Genomic DNA, 16,731 nt, shown 5'->3' with positions numbered 1-16,731 from the left:
CCGGGATGCTCCCGGATCCGCCGACTCCCGTTGGGGTCGCGTAAGGCCGTCACTGCTTCGCTGTGAGGTCCTTGAGCGCGATGTTGAGCTCCAGGACGTTGACGCGGGGTTCACCCATGAAGCCGAGGGTGCGGCCGGCCGTGTGGTCGCGGACCAGCTGCTCCACCTGCACGAGGGGCAGATGGTTCTTCGCGGCGATCCGGTGGACCTGGAGTTCGGCGTAGGCCGGGGAGATGTCCGGGTCCAGGCCCGAGCCGGAGGAGGTCACCGCGTCCGCGGGTACCTGTGACGGCCGGACCGTGTAACCGGGCACCGAGTTGTCCTTGACCACCGCGGCCTTGGCGTCCCGCACCTGTTTGATCAGGTTCTCGTTGTCGGCGGACAGGTTGGTGGCACCGGACAGGATCAGCGTGTACCGGGTGTTCAGGCTGTTGCTGCCGAGCCCGCCTGCCGGGCGGCCCTGGAACCACCTCAGGTCCGGCTGCGGGGTGTCCTGGCCCTCCTTCAACGGCAGGTTGTAGGACTGCCCGATCAGGGACGAGCCGACGACCCTGCCGTCCGCCTTGATCTCGGAGCCGTTCGCCTTGTCGCGGAACAGCCCCTGGGCGATGCCGGTGACGACCAGCGGGTAGAGGACGCCGGTCACCAAAGTCAGCACCAGCAGGGCCCGCAGGCCCGCCCACAGCAACCGGGCCGTGTTCGTAACGGAGTTGTTCATGGCGATCAGCCGATTCCGGGGATTAGGGAGAGAAGCATGTCGATGATCTTGATGCCGATGAACGGCGCGATCAGGCCGCCGATGCCGTAGATCCCGAGATTGCGCCGCAGCATCCGGTCCGCACTGACCGGCTTGTACTGCACGCCCCTCAAGGACAGCGGCACCAGCGCGATGATGATCAGCGCGTTGAAGACGACCGCGGACAGGATCGCGGAGTTCGGCGAGGACAGATGCATGATGTTCAGCTTGTCCAGGCCCGGATAGACCGCCGCGAACAGCGCCGGGATGATCGCGAAGTACTTCGCGACGTCGTTGGCGATGGAGAAGGTCGTCAACGCCCCTCGGGTGATGAGGAGTTGCTTGCCGATCTCGACGATCTCGATGAGCTTGGTCGGGTTGGAGTCCAGGTCGACCATGTTGCCGGCCTCCTTGGCGGCCGACGTGCCGGTGTTCATCGCCACCCCGACGTCCGCCTGCGCCAGCGCCGGGGCGTCGTTGGTGCCGTCACCGGTCATCGCGACCAGCTTGCCGCCCGCCTGCTCCCGCTTGATCAGCGCCATCTTGTCCTCGGGAGTGGCCTCCGCGAGGAAGTCGTCCACCCCCGCCTCCTCGGCGATCGCCTTCGCGGTCAGCGGGTTGTCACCCGTGATCATGACGGTCTTGATGCCCATACGGCGCAGCTCGGCGAACCGCTCCCGCATGCCGTCCTTGACGACGTCCTTGAGATGGATGACTCCCAGTACCCGGGCGCCCTTGTCGTCGTGCACCGCGACCAGCAGCGGGGTGCCGCCCGCCTCGGAGATCCGGTTGGCGATCGTGTCCGCGTCCTTGGCCACGGTGCCGCCCTGCTCCTGGACCCAGGCGATCACCGAGGCCGTGGCACCCTTGCGGACCTTTCGCCCGTCGACGTCCACACCCGACATACGCGTCTGGGCCGTGAACGCGATCCACTCCGCGTGCGCCAGCTCACCCTGGTGACGCTCGCGCAGCCCGTACCTCTCCTTCGCCAGGACCACGATCGAGCGGCCCTCCGGGGTCTCGTCGGCCAGCGACGACAGCTGCGCCGCATCGGCCACCTCGGCCTCGGTGACGCCCTTGACCGGCACGAACTCGGCGGCCTGCCGGTTGCCCAGGGTGATGGTGCCGGTCTTGTCCAGCAGCAGCGTGGAGACGTCACCGGCGGCCTCGACCGCACGACCCGACATCGCCAGCACATTGCGCTGCACCAGCCGGTCCATGCCCGCGATACCGATCGCGGACAGCAACGCACCGATCGTCGTCGGGATCAGACACACCAGCAGCGCCACCAGCACGACCATCGTCAGATGCGTGCCCGCGAAGGTCGCGAACGGCGGCAGCGTCGCCACCGCGAGCAGAAAGACGATCGTCAGCGAGGCGAGCAGGATGTTCAGCGCGATCTCGTTGGGCGTCTTCTGCCGGGCCGCACCCTCGACCAGGCTGATCATCCGGTCGATGAAGGTATCACCCGGCTTCGTCGTGATCTTGATGACGATCCGGTCGGACAGCACTTTCGTGCCACCGGTGACCGCGGACCGGTCACCGCCGGACTCACGGATCACCGGCGCCGACTCACCGGTGATGGCCGACTCGTCCACCGAGGCGACACCCTCGATCACATCACCGTCACCGGGAATGATGTCACCGGCCTCACATACGACCAGGTCACCGATCCTCAGCCCGGTGCCCGGCACCTGTTCCTCGCCACTGCCGTCCTTCAGCAGCCGACGGGCAACGGTGTCGGTCTTGGCCTTGCGCAGGGTGTCGGCCTGCGCCTTGCCGCGGCCCTCGGCGACCGCCTCCGCCAGATTGGCGAAGATCACCGTCAGCCACAGCCAGGCACTGATGGTCCAGCCGAACCAGTCGCCCGGGTCCTTGAAGGAGAACACCGTGGTCAAAACCGAGCCGATCCACACCACGAACATCACGGGCGACTTGACCATCACCCGCGGATCGAGCTTGCGGAACGCCTCCGGCAGCGACGTGACCAACTGCTTCGGATCGAACAGGCCCGCACCGACGCGGCGCTCGTCCTGGTGACCGGTCGGCACATCGCTGTGCGGGGCCCGGGTCGGAGTGACTGTGGACATGGAGTCCTCGTGCTTCTTCGTGTGGGTGGTCATCACGCCAGCCCTTCGGCGAGCGGGCCCAGCGCCAGGGCCGGGAAGTACGTGAGACCGGTGATGATCAGGATCGCGCCCACCAACAGGCTCGTGAACAGCGGCTTCTCGGTACGCAGCGTGCCCGCCGTGACCGGCACCGGCCTCTGCTCCGCCAGCGAGCCGGCCAACGCCAGCACGAACACCATCGGCAGGAAACGGCCCAGCAGCATCGCCAGCCCGGTCATCGTGTTGAACCAGTCGGTGTTCGCATTCAGACCCGCAAAGGCCGAGCCGTTGTTGTTCGCCGCCGACGTGAACGCATACAGCACCTCGGAGAACCCATGCGCACCCGAGTTCAGCATCGAGTGCGGCGGCGTCGGCAGCGCCATCGAGGCGGCGGTGAACGCCAGCACCAGCGCCGGGGTGATCAGAATGTAGGCCGCGGCGAGCTTCATCTCCCGCGCACCGATCTTCTTACCCAGATACTCCGGGGTGCGGCCCACCATCAGACCCGCGATGAACACCGCGATCACCGCCATGATCAAAATGCCGTACAGACCGGAACCGGCACCACCCAGCGCGATCTCGCCCAGCATCATGCTCAGCATCGTGATACCGCCACCGAGCCCGGTGAAGGAGGAATGGAAGGAGTTCACCGCACCGGTCGACGTCAGCGTCGTCGCCACCGCGAAGACCGACGAGCCGCCGATACCGAAACGGGCCTCCTTGCCCTCCATCGCTCCACCCGCAACCTGCAACGCCGGACCGTGGTGGGCGAACTCCGTCCACATCATCAGCGCGGTGAAACCCAGCCAGATCGTGAACATCGCGGCCAAGATCGCGTAGCCCTGCTTCACCGAGCCGACCATCACACCGAACGTGCGGGTCAGCGCGAACGGGATCACCAGGATCAGGAAGATCTCGAACAGGTTCGTGAACGGGGTGGGGTTCTCAAACGGGTGAGCGGAGTTGGCGTTGAAGTAGCCACCGCCGTTGGTACCGACCTCCTTGATCGCCTCCTGCGAGGCCACCGCCCCGCCGTTCCACTGCTGCGAGCCGCCCATGAACTGGCCGACCTCGTGAATCCCGGAGAAGTTCTGGATCGCCCCGCAGGCCACCAGAACCACCGCCGCGATCACCGACATCGGCACCAGGATCCGCAGCGTGCCACGCACCAGATCCGCCCAGAAATTCCCCAGCTCACCGGTACGCGAACGCGAGAACCCACGCACCAACGCCACCGCGACCGCGATACCCACCGCAGCCGACACGAAGTTCTGCACGGCCAGACCGGCGGTCTGCACGAGGTGCCCCATGGTCTGCTCGCCGTAGTACGACTGCCAGTTCGTGTTCGTCACGAACGACACGGCCGTATTGAACGACTGCGCCGGATTGACCGACGAGAAGTTCAGCGAACCGGGCAGGACACCCTGCAGCCGCTGCAACAGATACAGGAAAAGCACACCCCCCACGGAGAACGCCAGGACACCGCGCAGATACGCGGGCCAGGTCATCTCGGTGTCGGGATTGGCACCGATGCCCTTGTAGATCCACTTCTCCACGCGCAGATGCTGCTTGGAGGAGTAGACCCGGGCCATGTAGTTGCCGACGGGGACATAGACCAGCGCCAGCGCGCCTATCAGGGCGAGCAACTGGAGCACGGCTGCGAGTACGGGACCCATGCTGTTCTCAGAACCTCTCCGGGAAGATCAGGGCGAGGACGAGATAGCCCAGCAGGGCGACGGCCACGACCAGGCCGACGGCGTTCTCGACGGTCACAGCTTCGTCACCCCCTTGGCCACGAGGGCCACCAGCGCGAAACCCGCGAGCACGGTGATGACGAAGGCCAGATCGGCCATCGTGAACTCCTGGAATGAGGTTCGGTTGAAACGGACGTGTTCGAGGAAAGCGCCTCGCCGGCCGGATCCGGCCGTCCGTTGACGGCTCCCATACGGCGGCCTACACACCCTTGACGGGGTTCTTACGACCCCGGCCCGTACCGGTGAGCAGGCCGCCGTGACAGGCGGTGACTCGTGTCACGCCAGCCGGAAGCGCAGCCGTCAGATCACCGCGTCCGTCTCCCGCCGCACGGCATGGGCGACCACCGCGCCTCGCTGGTTCTGAAGGAGCCGCTGCCACAGCCGCTCCGGCTCGGTCTCCTGGATCAGCACCGTGACGCGGGTGACCGGTTCGCCGGCGGCCACCTCACGGACGTAGGCGGCGATCGGACGGCCCAGACCGCGCCGCTCGCACGTCAGCCGCACCAGCGCCACCCCCGGGTCCCATTCCGCCCAGGCACGCTCCAGCGCATGCAGCTGGGCCCGGTCCTCGGGGTCCGGGTGGCACACGGTCACCGCGCGGACCTCGTCGCCGAGCGGGGCGGCCGCGGTCAGCGCCTCCGACGTCAGCCGGGACAGGGACGACGCGGGGGACGACCACCAGCGAGCGCCGGCGGTGCGGGGTCTCGGGGATGCGGCCCAGGCCGAGCCGCTCGCCGATCCGGCCGTAGGGCTTCCGTCAGCCCCACGGGGACGGCATGCGCAGCGTAGGTACGGTTCTCGCCCTCGTGGTTCTCGCCACGGTGGTCGCCACCTTCACGCCGCCGGCGCATTCCCGCCCCCTCCCTGCCGGTGGTCGCCGGTCTCGGAGTGGCCCTGCTGCCGGGCACCCCGCAGATCGCCTACGGCCGACGCCTCGAACTGGACTCGCGCGCCCTGGCAGCCAGCCCGCTGCTGTGGCACGAGCTCGACAGCGGCCTGCGCCGGTCCCCCGAACACGGGACGCTGATCCACGGAGAGGACGTCCTGCAACGGCTGGGCGACCAGATGGACGGCAAGACGGCACAAGCGATCCTGCGGGCCTCCGGACTCTCCTGACCTGCGGCGCGGCGAGGTCGAGGGCGCCGCACATGAGGACGCGGATGGAGGAGACCGGGGTGTCAGAGCTCCGTCTCTCCGCGTGGTTCGATGCGGAAGTCGAACGCGAGGGTCCCCGGATCTAGGGCCGTCGCCCCTCCGTCGACGGTGAGCACCGAGCCATTGACATACGACGCCGCCAGGGAGAGCAGCCAGGCGATCGCCTCCGCGACCTCACGCGGCTCGCCCGGCCGGCCCAAGGGCAGGATCCTGGTCGCCTCCGCATAGGCGGACTCCACGCCGCCGTCCTTCAGATCCGCTTCCTCGGCGAAGCGCGCCATGCGCCGGTCGGCCATCTCACTCCGTACCCAACTGGGACACACGACGTTGGCACGCACCCCCTGACGCCCGTAGTCGACGGCCACGGAACGGCACAGCTGCGACAAGGCCGCCTTGGACGTGGCGTACGGGGCGTTGCCCGCCCCGTTGCGCAGCGCGGACACCGAGGCGACGGCGACCACCGAGCCCCGCGCGTCCAGCAGGTGCGGGATCGCCGCGCGCAGAAGCAGCAGCGGACCGGTGACGTTGGTTCGCATCACCTCGTCCCAGTCCTCGAGCGACAGGTCCCCGACGGCTCCGCCGCGCCCGATGCCCGCGTTGAGCACCAGCCCGTCGATTCGCCCGTAGGCCGCCAATGTCACGCGGACGAGACCCTCGGCAGCGTCGGGATCACCCACGTCGGACGGATACGCCAATGCCCCGGTCTCGCGTTCGAGACGCCGCAACGGTTCGGCGCGCCGCCCGGAGACGACCACCTGGTGCCCGCCCTCACGCAACAGCCGGGCGGTGGCCGCCCCGATGCCCGTACCTCCACCGGTCACGATGACAACCCGCTTGTCGGTCACCGCTGTTCAGGCCCCCGCTCCGAGATCGCAGACGCAAGTGATCCTATCGACGAGCTGCGCCTCCTGGAGGCGGACCGCCTGGACCGGTTGGCGCGAACTCGACCGGCTCCACCTCGGCACGTCCACCGGCCCCACCGGCCTGTTCCGGCAGGTCACCGCCCTCACCAAGACCCAGACCGACCTCCTGGCCAAGCTCGGCATCCCCGCACCGAAGCAGATCATCGCCCTCGAACCCGCACCCCGCTGACCAGCACGAACAGCAGCGCCCAGAGAAACGCCTCTCAGGCGCCCTCGCCCATGTCCGCGCAGGTCAGGCCCCAGATTCGGGACTCTAGGCCGCTGAATTACGCGGAACGCAGGGAGTGACATCCTCAGCAAAGACTGTGCGGCTGGCGTCGCGGTGTCGGTGGGCTCGGTCCAGGCAGACTGCTGGAGTGCCGCGGTGCCGGCCGGGAATGTGGTTGTTCGGGCTCGCCCAGCGGCCCGTGACGTTCTGTCTTCATGGTCCAGTGGGAGATTCGGCGTGATAATCGACGGCATACCGGCACCCCCTGCGCGCGACACCGTGCCTGACGCAGCAGCGCGCAAGCAGCGCCTACGCCGTCGCCTGGAGCGACTGATCGGCGTGGCCGCCACCGAAGGCAATGACCTGGTGCCCCTGCGCAACGGTGATGAGATCTTCCCCGCGATGCTCGGGGCGATCCGTTCGGCTCGGCACACCGTCGACATGATGACGTTCGTGTATTGGCGGGGTCAGATCGCCCGCGACTTCGCCGTCACTTTGGCCGACCGCGCCCGCGCGGGGGTGCGCGTGCGACTGCTGCTCGACGGCTTCGGCGCCAAGGAGATCGAGCGGCGGCTGCTGGACCTCATGAGCGCCGCGGGCGTGCAGGTGGCCTGGTTCCGCAAACCCGTGTGGCTGTCACCGTTCAAACAGAATCACCGTTGCCACCGCAAGGCCCTCATCGTCGACGAACACACCGCCTTCACCGGCGGCGTCGGCATCGCCGAGGAATGGAGCGGCAATGCCCGCAACCCTGCCGAGTGGCGCGACACCCACGTCCAGGTGCGCGGCCCGGCCGTGGACGGCATCGCCGCCGCGTTCGCGCAGAACTGGGCCGAGTGTCACGACGAACTCTTCGATGACCGCGACCGTTTCACGGAACACCCGCAGGCCGGCTCGTCGGTGGTGCAGGTCGTGCGTGGCTCCGCAAGCATCGGCTGGCAGGACATGCAAACCCTCATCCGGGTCATGCTCACCTCCGCCGAGGAACGCTTCCGGCTGGCCACCGCCTACTTCGCCCCTGACGCCTACTTCATCGACCTGCTGTGCCAGACCGCACGTCGCGGCGTGCATGTCGAGATCCTGCTGCCCGGCCCCCACACCGACCAGCGCGCCTGCCAGCTCGCCGGTCAACACCACTACACGCGCCTGCTACAGGCCGGCGTGCACATCCGCCAGTATCAGCCGACCATGATGCACGCCAAGATCATCACCGTGGACTCGGTCGCCTCCCTCATCGGATCCACCAATTTCAACCGCCGGTCCATGGACCACGACGAAGAGGTGATGCTCGCCGTCCTGGACGAGGAGTTCACTGCCTCCCTCGACCGCGACTACGAGGAGGACCTGCGCCACAGCGTGGGCATCGAGCTCACTCGATGGAGACGACGGGCAGTGCTGCAACGCGCCAAGGAAGCCGCCGTCACCCCGATCCGGCGCTTCCTGTGAGCCGACCGGCACCCTGGCACAATGGCGAACCGCAGGATCCGCGCGAGCCAGCCAGCGCCGCACGCGTGAAGGGAAGACACGCCGTACCCGCGGTCCCACAGACCGATCGTCCTCCCGACAGCACGCGAAAGCCGCTCACCGGGGCGGTTCCGGGGCCGGTCGGCGGGGCCGCTCGGCCCCAGGTAGGCGCCCCCCTGGCGTCCCTGCCGCAGAACGAGACGTAGCGCACTGCGAGTTGCCGCATCTGGCCGCTGAGAACCGGAAACGGCCTCGGTCACCGGTGGACACGCTGCCGCGACGGCCCACCGCATGGTCGTCCGCGACCTTGCTCACCGCGGTCCATACCCAGATCTGTCAGGTCAAGCCGACCCGCACGGGCGGCGTTGAGGGCGGGGTGCGTACAAGAAGCCGGCCTCGTGGTACAGGAGCCCTGGAGGAGAAGGCCCCGCCCCTGCCCGGCTCCGAGCCGCTCTCCGCATCCAGCTATCGAAGCACTGCTACGTCTCCCCAGGGTCAGGCTTCGAACGGAAGCCGACGCTGAAAGGCAACGGGAGGTCCGTACGGGCGTGGACGGGGCTGCGACGGATCAGCTCGGCCGTGGTCGCCTTCTACCTGGCCGCGTGCGTAGCCGTGTCCCGGTCGCCGGCCGCTGCGTCCGGGAGTCGCGCCGCGGGAGCTCCGCACGCCGCCGCAGCCCGGCTGGGCGCACGGCCGCCGGTAACGCCGGGGGCGGGGACACGGCAGGAGGTCGCGCGGGTTCCGTCGCGCGTGCGTGTCCCGCCCCCGACTGCAACACGCCTACCCAGCTGCCGTTTGGGACACCTATGGGCTGTACGGTCTCTTACGTCCCAGGTCGCCTCACGTCCGGCATGCGCACGGGGCCCGGCCGTCATATCGGCCGGACCCCGTGATGAGGGCGCGCTGCGGGTCAGATCACCATCGGTACCAACGACCTCGGCCGCCACCGGCGGTGGTGGAGCGCATGACGAAGCCGAGAAGCCACAGCACCAGGACGGCGACGGCGACCCACCAGAGGATCTTGATGGCGAAGCCGGCACCGAAGAGGAGCAGTGCAAGAAGCAGAACAAGCAGCAGGGGAACCATGTTTATCAACCTCCTGCACGCTCGTCTGCCCTGCAATTCCGTCGCCATTCACCGACTACGCTTTGTTTGTGAAAGGAACGCCGGGGCACAAGCGGGTTACCGCGACAGCGGCACACCAGCTATCAGGAGGTACTCTTCCATGACTGCCGGCGAGAAGGCCAAGGCAAAGAGCGAGCAGGCCGAGGGCAAGGCCAAGGAAGCCGTGGGAAGCGCCATCGGAAACGACCGTATGGCTGCTGAGGGGCAGGCTGAGAAGAGCACGGGTGATGCCCGTGAGGCCAAGGAAAAGGCGAAGGACGCGTTCAAGCACTAAACCTGCGTTCTCCACCGGGAATTCGAAAGGGGCCTGCCCGGCGTGACTCCGGGCAGGCCCCTTTCGACGGATCGCCGAGGGCGGAACACGCAGGCACTGAGACTCGCCTCAACTGCTCATCGAGCTTCTCACCCGCCACCATGCCGACGTTTTCCCGTCCATGGCTGTCGCCCAGGTCGCCACCAGGCCCGCACCCACAAGTCCCCGGCGGACACGGCCGACGTGCCGACGTGCCGACGGCTCTGTTCACCGCACGGTGGCTGAGAGAGGCAAGGCCGTCCGCCGGCCAGAGCGGCGGCTCGAAAAGCGTGCCGGGCATGCGTACAGTGAGGGCCAGAGTGTCTCGGGCAGCGGGCACTTGGTGCGGTACGTGGCACATGCGGCCGGGTGGTGTCGCACCGTGGCGCCGGATGAGGCGGCCCGAGGACGGGGGTGAGAGCGTCCACGTCATGGATGATGCAGACGGGCACACGGCTCGATGGTGGGCGGCGCTGCGCCGGACGCCGGTGGCCGTCTGGAACGACGACGTCACGGACTGGGCCGCTGCGCTGACCTATTACGCGGTCCTGGCCCTGTTCCCCTTGCTGCTGGTGATCCTCTCGATCCTGGGTCTGACCATGCCCACGGCCAAGCCGGAGGTCATCGACCGCATGTCGCAGGCCGCTCCGGTCGCATCCCGCGCTCTGCTGCGCAGCACCCTGCGGCAGATGGCCGGACAGTCGTCGGCGGCATGGACGTTGATCATCCTCGGAGGAGCGGGAGCGCTGTGGTCGGGGTCCAGCTATCTGAGCGTCTTCCGCCGGGCGTTGCACGCCATGCATCGGACCAGCGCGCACCGCCCGGTCTGGCGCACTGCTCCGCGTATCATCGCCACGGCCCTCCTCCTGATCTCCCTGCTTCTCGCGTCGACCCTCGCGCTGCTTCTCACCGGCAGCCTGGCCCGGCGTCTGGGCCGGGTGCTGTCTCTGGGTACCTGGCCCCAGGCCGCCTGGGACACACTGCGGTGGCCGGTCGTGGCCGCCGTCGCCGTCGCCCTGGTACTCGTCCTGTACCGTTCGGGCCCGGCGCCCTCCCGCCCTGTAGGGAAGATGGCGCCCGGCGGCACATTGGCGGTAGTGCTCCTGTTGGGGGTCTCACTCGGATTCGCCTTCTACACCTCCCATGTCAGCACCTATCACCGTCTGTACGGTTCACTGGCAGGCGTCGTGGTCTTCCTGGTCTGGCTATGGCTGTCCAACCTGTCCCTGCTGGTCGGCGCTCAGTTCAACGCAGAGCTGGCAAAGCCCGTGCACGGCGAATGAGCCGGTCTTCCAGCACCTGCGGCGGGACCGCCCGCAGCCTTCCCTTCGGCCGGTTCGCTCAGTACGGCACGCACGCGCCGACACCGCACGAACCGTGAGCAGGCCGCTCGGTTGACCTGTGGCGGTGTCTGCCCGTCGGCCGCGTGGGCAGTCGCGGCCTCCGGCCTCGCGCGGTGCGCCGCGTCTCGGGGTAGGAACGGTGCTCGGAGCGCCGTATCTGTCATCGGCCCGTACCCGATCGCGGGGAGTGTGGAGGCGGACCGCACCCCTCAGCCGCGGGGCCCCGCCCGATCTGCAGGTCCTCGCAAAAGTGAGGCACTACACCCGGCATCTCCCCCGCTCCGCAGGACGCCCGGCTGCCGTCCGGCTGCCGGGCCCCCGTCCGTCAGACGGTGCTGAGCATGCCTTCACGCAGGCGGGCCAGGAGACGGGAGATCAGCCGGGAGACGTGCATCTGGGAGACACCGAGACGTTCACCGATCTGGGCCTGGGTGAGTTCCTCCACGAACCGCCAGTGGATGATCTTGCGGTCGCGTTCGTCGAGCTCGGCGATCATCGGGGCGAGGGCATGGAAGTCCTCGATCAGGCCGAGGGCGGCGTCCTCGTCGCCGATGAAGTCCGCCAGCGCGGCCTCGCCGTCCTCGCTGCCGTTGATCGCCGCGTCCAGGGAGGCGGACTTGTAGCCGTTGGAGGCCAGTTGGGCCTCGACGACCTCGTCCTCCGGAAGGCTCATCAGCTCGGAAAGCTCTTTGGTGGTCGGTGTCCGGCCCAGTCGGCTGCGCAGTTCCTCGTTGGCGCGGGCGAGTTGGACGCGGGCTTCCTGGAGCCGGCGCGGGACATGTACGGCCCAGGAGGTGTCGCGGAAGAACCGCTTGATCTCGCCGACGATGTACGGCACGGCGAAGGAGGTGAACTCGACCTCGCGGGTCAGCTCGAAGCGGTCGATCGCCTTGATGAGTCCGATCATGCCGACCTGGACGATGTCCTCCATCTCCTCCGGCCCGCGGCTGCGGAACCGGCCGGCCGCGTAGCGGACCAGGGACATGTTCATCTCGATCAGCGTGTTGCGCGCGTACTGATACTCGGGCGTTCCCTCCTCCAGGACGGCCAGCCGGTCGAAGAACGGCTTCGACAGCTCCCGCGCGTCCTTCGGCGCGACCTTGGAAGGGTCCGTGATCTCCGGCACATCCACCGTCTGCTCGGCGGTCAGCGCGGTCGTCGTCGGCATCATGGCGCCCTCCCAGTCGATCAGCCTCGTCGTCGCCGGTCCATCCTCCGGCAAGCACGCGCCTACCCCGTCCGCCGATCGGCATTCCTCGAACTGTTGTCAGTCCCCGCCGGGCTCTCCATGGCTGCGTACGATTTCCTTCACCTTGGCGACGGCGAAACCCCAGCCCTGCTCGACGGTCGGCCTGGCCGGGACGGCGATCTCGTCGGGGTTGGTGAGGACGTCCAGCAGGACCGGGCCCGGACTGCCCAAGGCGCGTCGCACGGCGCCCTCCACGTCGGCCGGGTCGGTCACACGGATGCCGGTGATGCCCATGGCTTCGGCTACGGCGGCGAAGTCGGGGTTGTCGAGCACCGTGCCGAACTCGGGCAGGCCGGACTGCTCCTGTTCGAGTTTCACCATGCCAAGCCGGCGGTTGTCGAAGACGACGAGCTTGACGGGAAGGCGGTACGTCTTCAGGGTCATGAGGTCGCCAAGGAGCATGCTCAGTCCGCCGTCGCCGCAGAAGGCCACGACCTGGCGTTCGCGGTCCAGGCACTGGGCGCCCAGGGCCTGGGGCATGGCGTTGGCCATCGAGCCGAGGTTGTAGGAGCCGATGAGGCGCCGCTCGCCGCGCATCTCGACGAAGCGCGAGAGCCACACGGTGGCCATGCCCGTGTCGGAGGTGAAGACGGCGTCATCGGCCGCGATCCGGTCGACGGCCGCGGCCAGCGCCTCGGGGCGGATGTCGTGGGCGCGGTTGTCCAGCGCGGAGCGGATACGGCCCACCACGCCCTTGTCGTGCGACGGATCGGCGAGCCGGGCCTGACCGGCGCGCCACTGGTCGAAGCGTTCACGCGCCTTCTCCAGGTGAGAGCGGTCACGTGCGCCTTCGAACCCGGCGGGCGCGGCGGCGAGGTCGGCCAGGAGGTCGCGTACGGTGGCGCCGGTGTCTCCCACGAGCCCGACGTCGACCGGTACCCGGCGTCCGATATGGGTGGCCTCGGTGTCCACCTGGATGACGGTCCGGCCCTCGGGATACCAGTCCCGGTAGGGGAAGTCCGTGCCGAGCAGCAGCAGGGTGTCCGCGTCCTGGAGGGCCGCAGCGGCGGCGGGGTTGCCGATCAGCCCCGTCTGGCCGACCTGGAAGGGGTTGTCGTCGCCTTCGAAGCCCGCCTTGGCCTTCAGGGTGAGCACCATCGGTGCGGCCAGGCGGTCGGCGAGGGTGAGGACGTCCTCGCGAGCGGCGCGGGCGCCCTCACCGACGAGCAGGGTGACCCGTTCGGAGCGGTCGAGGAGTTCCGCGGCGCGGTGGACGGCCGACCCGTCCGGCCGGCTCACCGGGGCGTTCAGGGAGAACCGGGCCGGCCGGTCGGCGGTCAGTTCCCGCTCGCCCAGGTCACCCGGCACCGTGAGAACGGCGACGCCCCTGCGGCCCAGTGCGTGACGCACCGCCGTCTCCAGCATCTGCGGAAGCTGGTCGGGGGAGGTGATGGTCGCGCGGAACACGGCCACGTCCCTGAAGAGGGCGTCGTTGTCCACCTCCTGGAAGTAGTCGCTGCCGAGTTCGGCGAGTGGCACCTGGCCGGCGATGGCCAGGACCGGGGCGTGGCTCTTGGCCGCGTCGTACAGCCCGTTGAGGAGGTGGACGGAACCGGGTCCGACCGTCCCCATGCACACGCCGAGGGTGCCGGTGAGCTGCGACTGGGCGCTCGCGGCGAAAGCCGCCGCCTCCTCGTGCCGGCAGCCCACCCATTCCAGGCCCTCGGTGGTGCGGATGGCGTCGGTCAGGGGATTGAGCGCGTCTCCCACGACGCCGAACACCTGGCGCACGCCGAGCTCGCTCAACGCGTCCACGATGACGCGGGCAACAGTACGGGTCACGTAGTCCTCCAGGTCACACGGTGAAACGGTCAGGGTCGGCGGCCTGCCAGTCGGCCGCCCAGGAGGCGGGCGGCTCGGCGAGCAGCTGCCCTGGCGCAAGCCACTCGTACAGCTCCTCGAAGGAGCGCTCGGTGCAGGGTTCGACGCGCCGGCGGAGCATGTGCGGACGCAGCTGCGCGGGGTCGGTGACACCCATGGACGCCATGATCTGCAACGCGCTGGCCACGGTCGCTTGCTGGAAGCGCTGGACGCGCGTCGTCTTGTCGCCTACGTCGAGGGCGCGGGCACGCCGTGGGTCCTGGGTCGTGACACCCGTGGGGCAGGTGTTGGTATGGCACCTCTGCGCTTGGATGCACCCGACGGCGAACATCATCGCCCGCGCAGCGTTGCCGTAGTCGGCGCCCTGCACCATGCGTTTGACCAGGTCGGTGCCGGTGGCGATCTTGCCGCTCGCCCCGATCTTGATCCGATCGCGCAGGCCCACGCCCACGAGGGCGTTGTGAACGGTGTGCAAACCCTCGGTGAGCGGGGTGCCCACATGGTCCGCGAACTCCAGCGGCGCCGCACCGGTCCCACCCTCGGCGCCGTCCACCACGATGAAATCAGGCGCAGTGCCCTCCTCCAGCATGGCCTTGCACACGGCCAGGAACTGCCGGCGGGAGCCCACACACAGCTTGAACCCGGCAGGCTTGCCACCGGACAACTCGCGCATGCGAGCGATGAAGCGCACGAGTTCGCGCGGGGTGGAGAACACCCGGTGGTACGGCGGGGAGACGACCGTCCGCCCCTCGGGCACGTCGCGGACCCGGGCGATCTCGGCGTTCACCTTGGCTCCCGGCAGAACACCGCCGATGCCGGGCTTCGCGCCCTGCGACAGTTTCAGGGACACACACCTGACGTGATCGTGTGCGGCCTTGTCGGCGAACTCGGCCGCGTCGAAATCGCCTTCCCCGGTACGGCAGCCGAAGTACCCTGTGCCGATCTCCCAAACGAGGTCGCCTCCCGGACGGAGGTGATACTCGGACAGCCCGCCCTCACCGGTGTCCTGGGCGAAACCCCCGGCCGCGGCGCCCCCGTTGAGCGCGAGGACCGCGTTGGCGGAGAGCGAGCCGAAGCTCATCGCCGAGACGTTCAGCAGTGCCATGTCGTACGGACGGCTGCAGTCCGGTCCGCCGATCCTCACGCGCGGCGGGTCCTTCGGCACCGGGCACGGCGCCATCGACGGGACCAGGAACTCGTAACCGGGCTGGTACACGTCCCGCTCGGTGCCGTACGGCTCCTCCGCGTCGGTGCCCTTGGCGCGCTCGTAGACGATGCTGCGCACATCCCGGTCGAAGGGGCGCCCGTCATAGTTCCGCTCGATGAAGTACTGCTGCAGCTCCGGGCGTACGCGCTCCAGGAGGTAGCGGGCATGGCCGAGGACGGGATAGTTGCGCAGCACCGAGTGCCGCCGCTGCACCAGGTCCCAGGCGCCCAGCACCCCCGTGAACATGAGCGGGACGGCCGCGAACCACCAGTAGGGCGAGATCCCGAGCGCCGCGGCCAAAGCCCCGAGAGCGGCCACCAGAGTCACGAGAACGATTCCAACGCGTGTCACACCTGGCGCATTGCCCGGTTATCGATCGCCATGCGCGACAGCCGGGCACTGGACGCTCCCAGTCGCCGCGGCCGCCGGACGGGCCGCGAGCCCCCGGCCACGCTCGTCAGGGGGGTGGACCGCATGGGCCTCTCCAACGCCCTCGCCCTCAGCGCCGTGTCCACACGGGAACACGGCATCACCCCCAGCGCGTACCGCATGGGCAAGACCCGGGCGGCAACCTGACGTCCGACCCGGCGCGGAGATGGGACCGAACCGAGGTTTCGACGGTCATCGGGCCGGAAACCCGGTCGGCCTGACACTCCATCAGAACAAGCGTCGAATGAGCGTCGCGGTGACTTCGCACACATCCTCACGGAGTAAGGGCAACACATCGTGATTGCTCACGCGGCCACAAGGAGGTTTTCCTGCCTTGGGCACGGGCTGTGAGGCGGCCGGAGCGTCAAATGAGCGTCATGTCTGACGGACTTCTTCTCCTCCTTTGGCCGCTGCACCGGGCTGTCCGCGTTTCTGATCCCCGTGGCCGTCATTTTGCTGCTCGGGCGGCAGGTCAGCGGCTGGAGGCGCTGCGGGATGCCCGGTGCAGCGCTCGCCACCGGGCCGCCCGGGCCGACCCGGTGGGCCGGTGGGCCGGTGGGCCGGTGGGCCGGTGGGCCGGTGGGCCGGTGGGCCGGTGGGCCGGTGGGCCGGTGATGAGGCTGGACATCAGGACCGACTCGTCGCCGAGTTTCACCTCGTGCACATCGGCGTCCGCCCCCGGACGCCTGCCCGGGTGTGGCTCAGGCGTCGATGATGACGGGGATGATGAGGGGTTTGCGGCGGTAGGTGCGGAACGCCCAGTTCGCCACGGCGCGGGCGAGGAGTTGTTCGAGTTGGCGCGCGTCCCCGACACCTTCCTCGGCCGCGGTGGCCAGGGTCTTCTCGATGACGGGGACGACCGGCTCGAAGGTGGCTTCGTCGTGCACGAAGCCCCGGGCCAGGAAGTCGGGGGCCTC

The 16,731-nt window shown here is 68.7% G+C and carries 15 protein-coding genes and 2 pseudogenes; 6 read left to right on the top strand and 11 right to left on the bottom strand.

Going from position 1 to position 16,731, the window contains the following annotated elements; all coding sequences use genetic code 11:
* Positions 1-49: 49 nt before the first annotated feature.
* The 5 genes and pseudogenes from ABZ876_RS19235 to ABZ876_RS19215 all read right to left on the bottom strand — a co-directional run.
* Positions 50-718, bottom strand: coding sequence for a potassium-transporting ATPase subunit C (locus ABZ876_RS19235; RefSeq protein ID WP_361782129.1), 669 nt, complete (start codon positions 716-718; stop codon positions 50-52).
* 5 nt (positions 719-723) lie between these two features.
* Positions 724-2,859, bottom strand: a complete 2,136-nt coding sequence (kdpB, locus tag ABZ876_RS19230) for a potassium-transporting ATPase subunit KdpB (protein ID WP_361782126.1) — start codon at positions 2,857-2,859, stop codon at positions 724-726.
* The gene (kdpA, locus tag ABZ876_RS19225) at positions 2,859-4,520 is read right to left on the bottom strand and encodes a potassium-transporting ATPase subunit KdpA (protein ID WP_361782123.1); all 1,662 of its coding nucleotides are present in this window, start codon (positions 4,518-4,520) and stop codon (positions 2,859-2,861) included. Before kdpA ends, kdpB begins: the two co-directional genes overlap by 1 nt.
* Positions 4,521-4,527: 7 nt before the next feature.
* Positions 4,528-4,617 (bottom strand): K(+)-transporting ATPase subunit F, encoded by a 90-nt coding sequence (kdpF, locus tag ABZ876_RS19220; RefSeq protein WP_234513787.1) that lies wholly within the window; start codon positions 4,615-4,617, stop codon positions 4,528-4,530.
* Between the two features lie 281 nt (positions 4,618-4,898).
* Positions 4,899-5,352 (bottom strand): annotated as a pseudogene (locus ABZ876_RS19215) (amino acid permease); the annotation flags it as partial.
* Positions 5,353-5,468: 116 nt separating this feature from the next.
* On the opposite strand from ABZ876_RS19215, the gene ABZ876_RS19210 reads away from it, so the two are divergent.
* Positions 5,469-5,714 carry a hypothetical protein gene (locus tag ABZ876_RS19210; RefSeq protein WP_361782119.1) on the top strand — a complete coding sequence of 82 codons (246 nt, stop codon included), beginning with the start codon at positions 5,469-5,471 and terminating at the stop codon, positions 5,712-5,714.
* A gap of 62 nt (positions 5,715-5,776) precedes the next feature.
* Here ABZ876_RS19210 and ABZ876_RS19205 read toward each other — a convergent pair whose 3' ends face one another.
* Complete coding sequence (locus ABZ876_RS19205; RefSeq protein ID WP_361782116.1) at positions 5,777-6,598, bottom strand: SDR family oxidoreductase; 822 nt, start codon at positions 6,596-6,598, stop codon at positions 5,777-5,779.
* Between the two features lie 37 nt (positions 6,599-6,635).
* Here ABZ876_RS19205 and ABZ876_RS19200 point away from each other — a divergent pair, with 37 nt between their 5' ends.
* Complete coding sequence (locus tag ABZ876_RS19200; protein WP_361782113.1) at positions 6,636-6,845, top strand: hypothetical protein; 210 nt, start codon at positions 6,636-6,638, stop codon at positions 6,843-6,845.
* A 276-nt stretch (positions 6,846-7,121) separates the two neighbouring features.
* A complete protein-coding gene (locus tag ABZ876_RS19195; protein ID WP_361782677.1) occupies positions 7,122-8,330 on the top strand; it encodes a phospholipase D-like domain-containing protein in 1,209 nt (402 codons plus the stop codon).
* A 933-nt stretch (positions 8,331-9,263) separates the two neighbouring features.
* Here the strand turns inward: ABZ876_RS19195 and ABZ876_RS19190 are convergent.
* Complete coding sequence (locus tag ABZ876_RS19190; RefSeq protein ID WP_037952753.1) at positions 9,264-9,434, bottom strand: hypothetical protein; 171 nt, start codon at positions 9,432-9,434, stop codon at positions 9,264-9,266.
* A 139-nt stretch (positions 9,435-9,573) separates the two neighbouring features.
* Between ABZ876_RS19190 and ABZ876_RS19185 the strand changes: the two genes are divergently transcribed.
* Both ABZ876_RS19185 and ABZ876_RS19180 read left to right on the top strand, forming a co-directional pair.
* Entirely contained in the window at positions 9,574-9,747 is a 174-nt protein-coding gene (locus ABZ876_RS19185) for a CsbD family protein (RefSeq protein WP_079133780.1), read from the top strand.
* 449 nt (positions 9,748-10,196) lie between these two features.
* Positions 10,197-11,048: a YihY/virulence factor BrkB family protein gene (locus ABZ876_RS19180; protein ID WP_361782110.1), complete on the top strand. Its 852-nt coding sequence runs from the start codon at positions 10,197-10,199 to the stop codon at positions 11,046-11,048.
* Between the two features lie 385 nt (positions 11,049-11,433).
* Here the strand turns inward: ABZ876_RS19180 and ABZ876_RS19175 are convergent, their stop codons facing one another.
* The 3 genes from ABZ876_RS19175 to ABZ876_RS19165 form a co-directional block, all read right to left on the bottom strand.
* Positions 11,434-12,279 (bottom strand): RNA polymerase sigma factor SigF, encoded by an 846-nt coding sequence (locus tag ABZ876_RS19175; RefSeq protein WP_361782107.1) that lies wholly within the window; start codon positions 12,277-12,279, stop codon positions 11,434-11,436.
* A 96-nt stretch (positions 12,280-12,375) separates the two neighbouring features.
* On the bottom strand, positions 12,376-14,139 hold the full coding sequence (locus tag ABZ876_RS19170) for a thiamine pyrophosphate-dependent enzyme (RefSeq protein ID WP_361782104.1): 1,764 nt from the start codon (positions 14,137-14,139) through the stop codon (positions 12,376-12,378).
* 13 nt (positions 14,140-14,152) lie between these two features.
* Positions 14,153-15,736, bottom strand: a complete 1,584-nt coding sequence (locus tag ABZ876_RS19165; protein ID WP_361782102.1) for an FMN-binding glutamate synthase family protein — start codon at positions 15,734-15,736, stop codon at positions 14,153-14,155.
* A gap of 30 nt (positions 15,737-15,766) precedes the next feature.
* On the opposite strand from ABZ876_RS19165, the gene ABZ876_RS19160 reads away from it, so the two are divergent.
* Positions 15,767-15,961, top strand: coding sequence for a hypothetical protein (locus ABZ876_RS19160; RefSeq protein WP_361782099.1), 195 nt, complete (start codon positions 15,767-15,769; stop codon positions 15,959-15,961).
* A 554-nt stretch (positions 15,962-16,515) separates the two neighbouring features.
* On the opposite strand, the pseudogene ABZ876_RS19155 reads toward ABZ876_RS19160, so the two are convergent.
* Positions 16,516-16,731 (bottom strand): annotated as a pseudogene (locus ABZ876_RS19155) (RNase J family beta-CASP ribonuclease); the annotation flags it as partial.

This window comes from Streptomyces sp. NPDC046931 (genome assembly GCF_040644655.1).
GTDB lineage: Bacteria > Actinomycetota > Actinomycetes > Streptomycetales > Streptomycetaceae > Streptomyces.
This window is presented reverse-complemented; position numbering and strand designations above follow the sequence as displayed.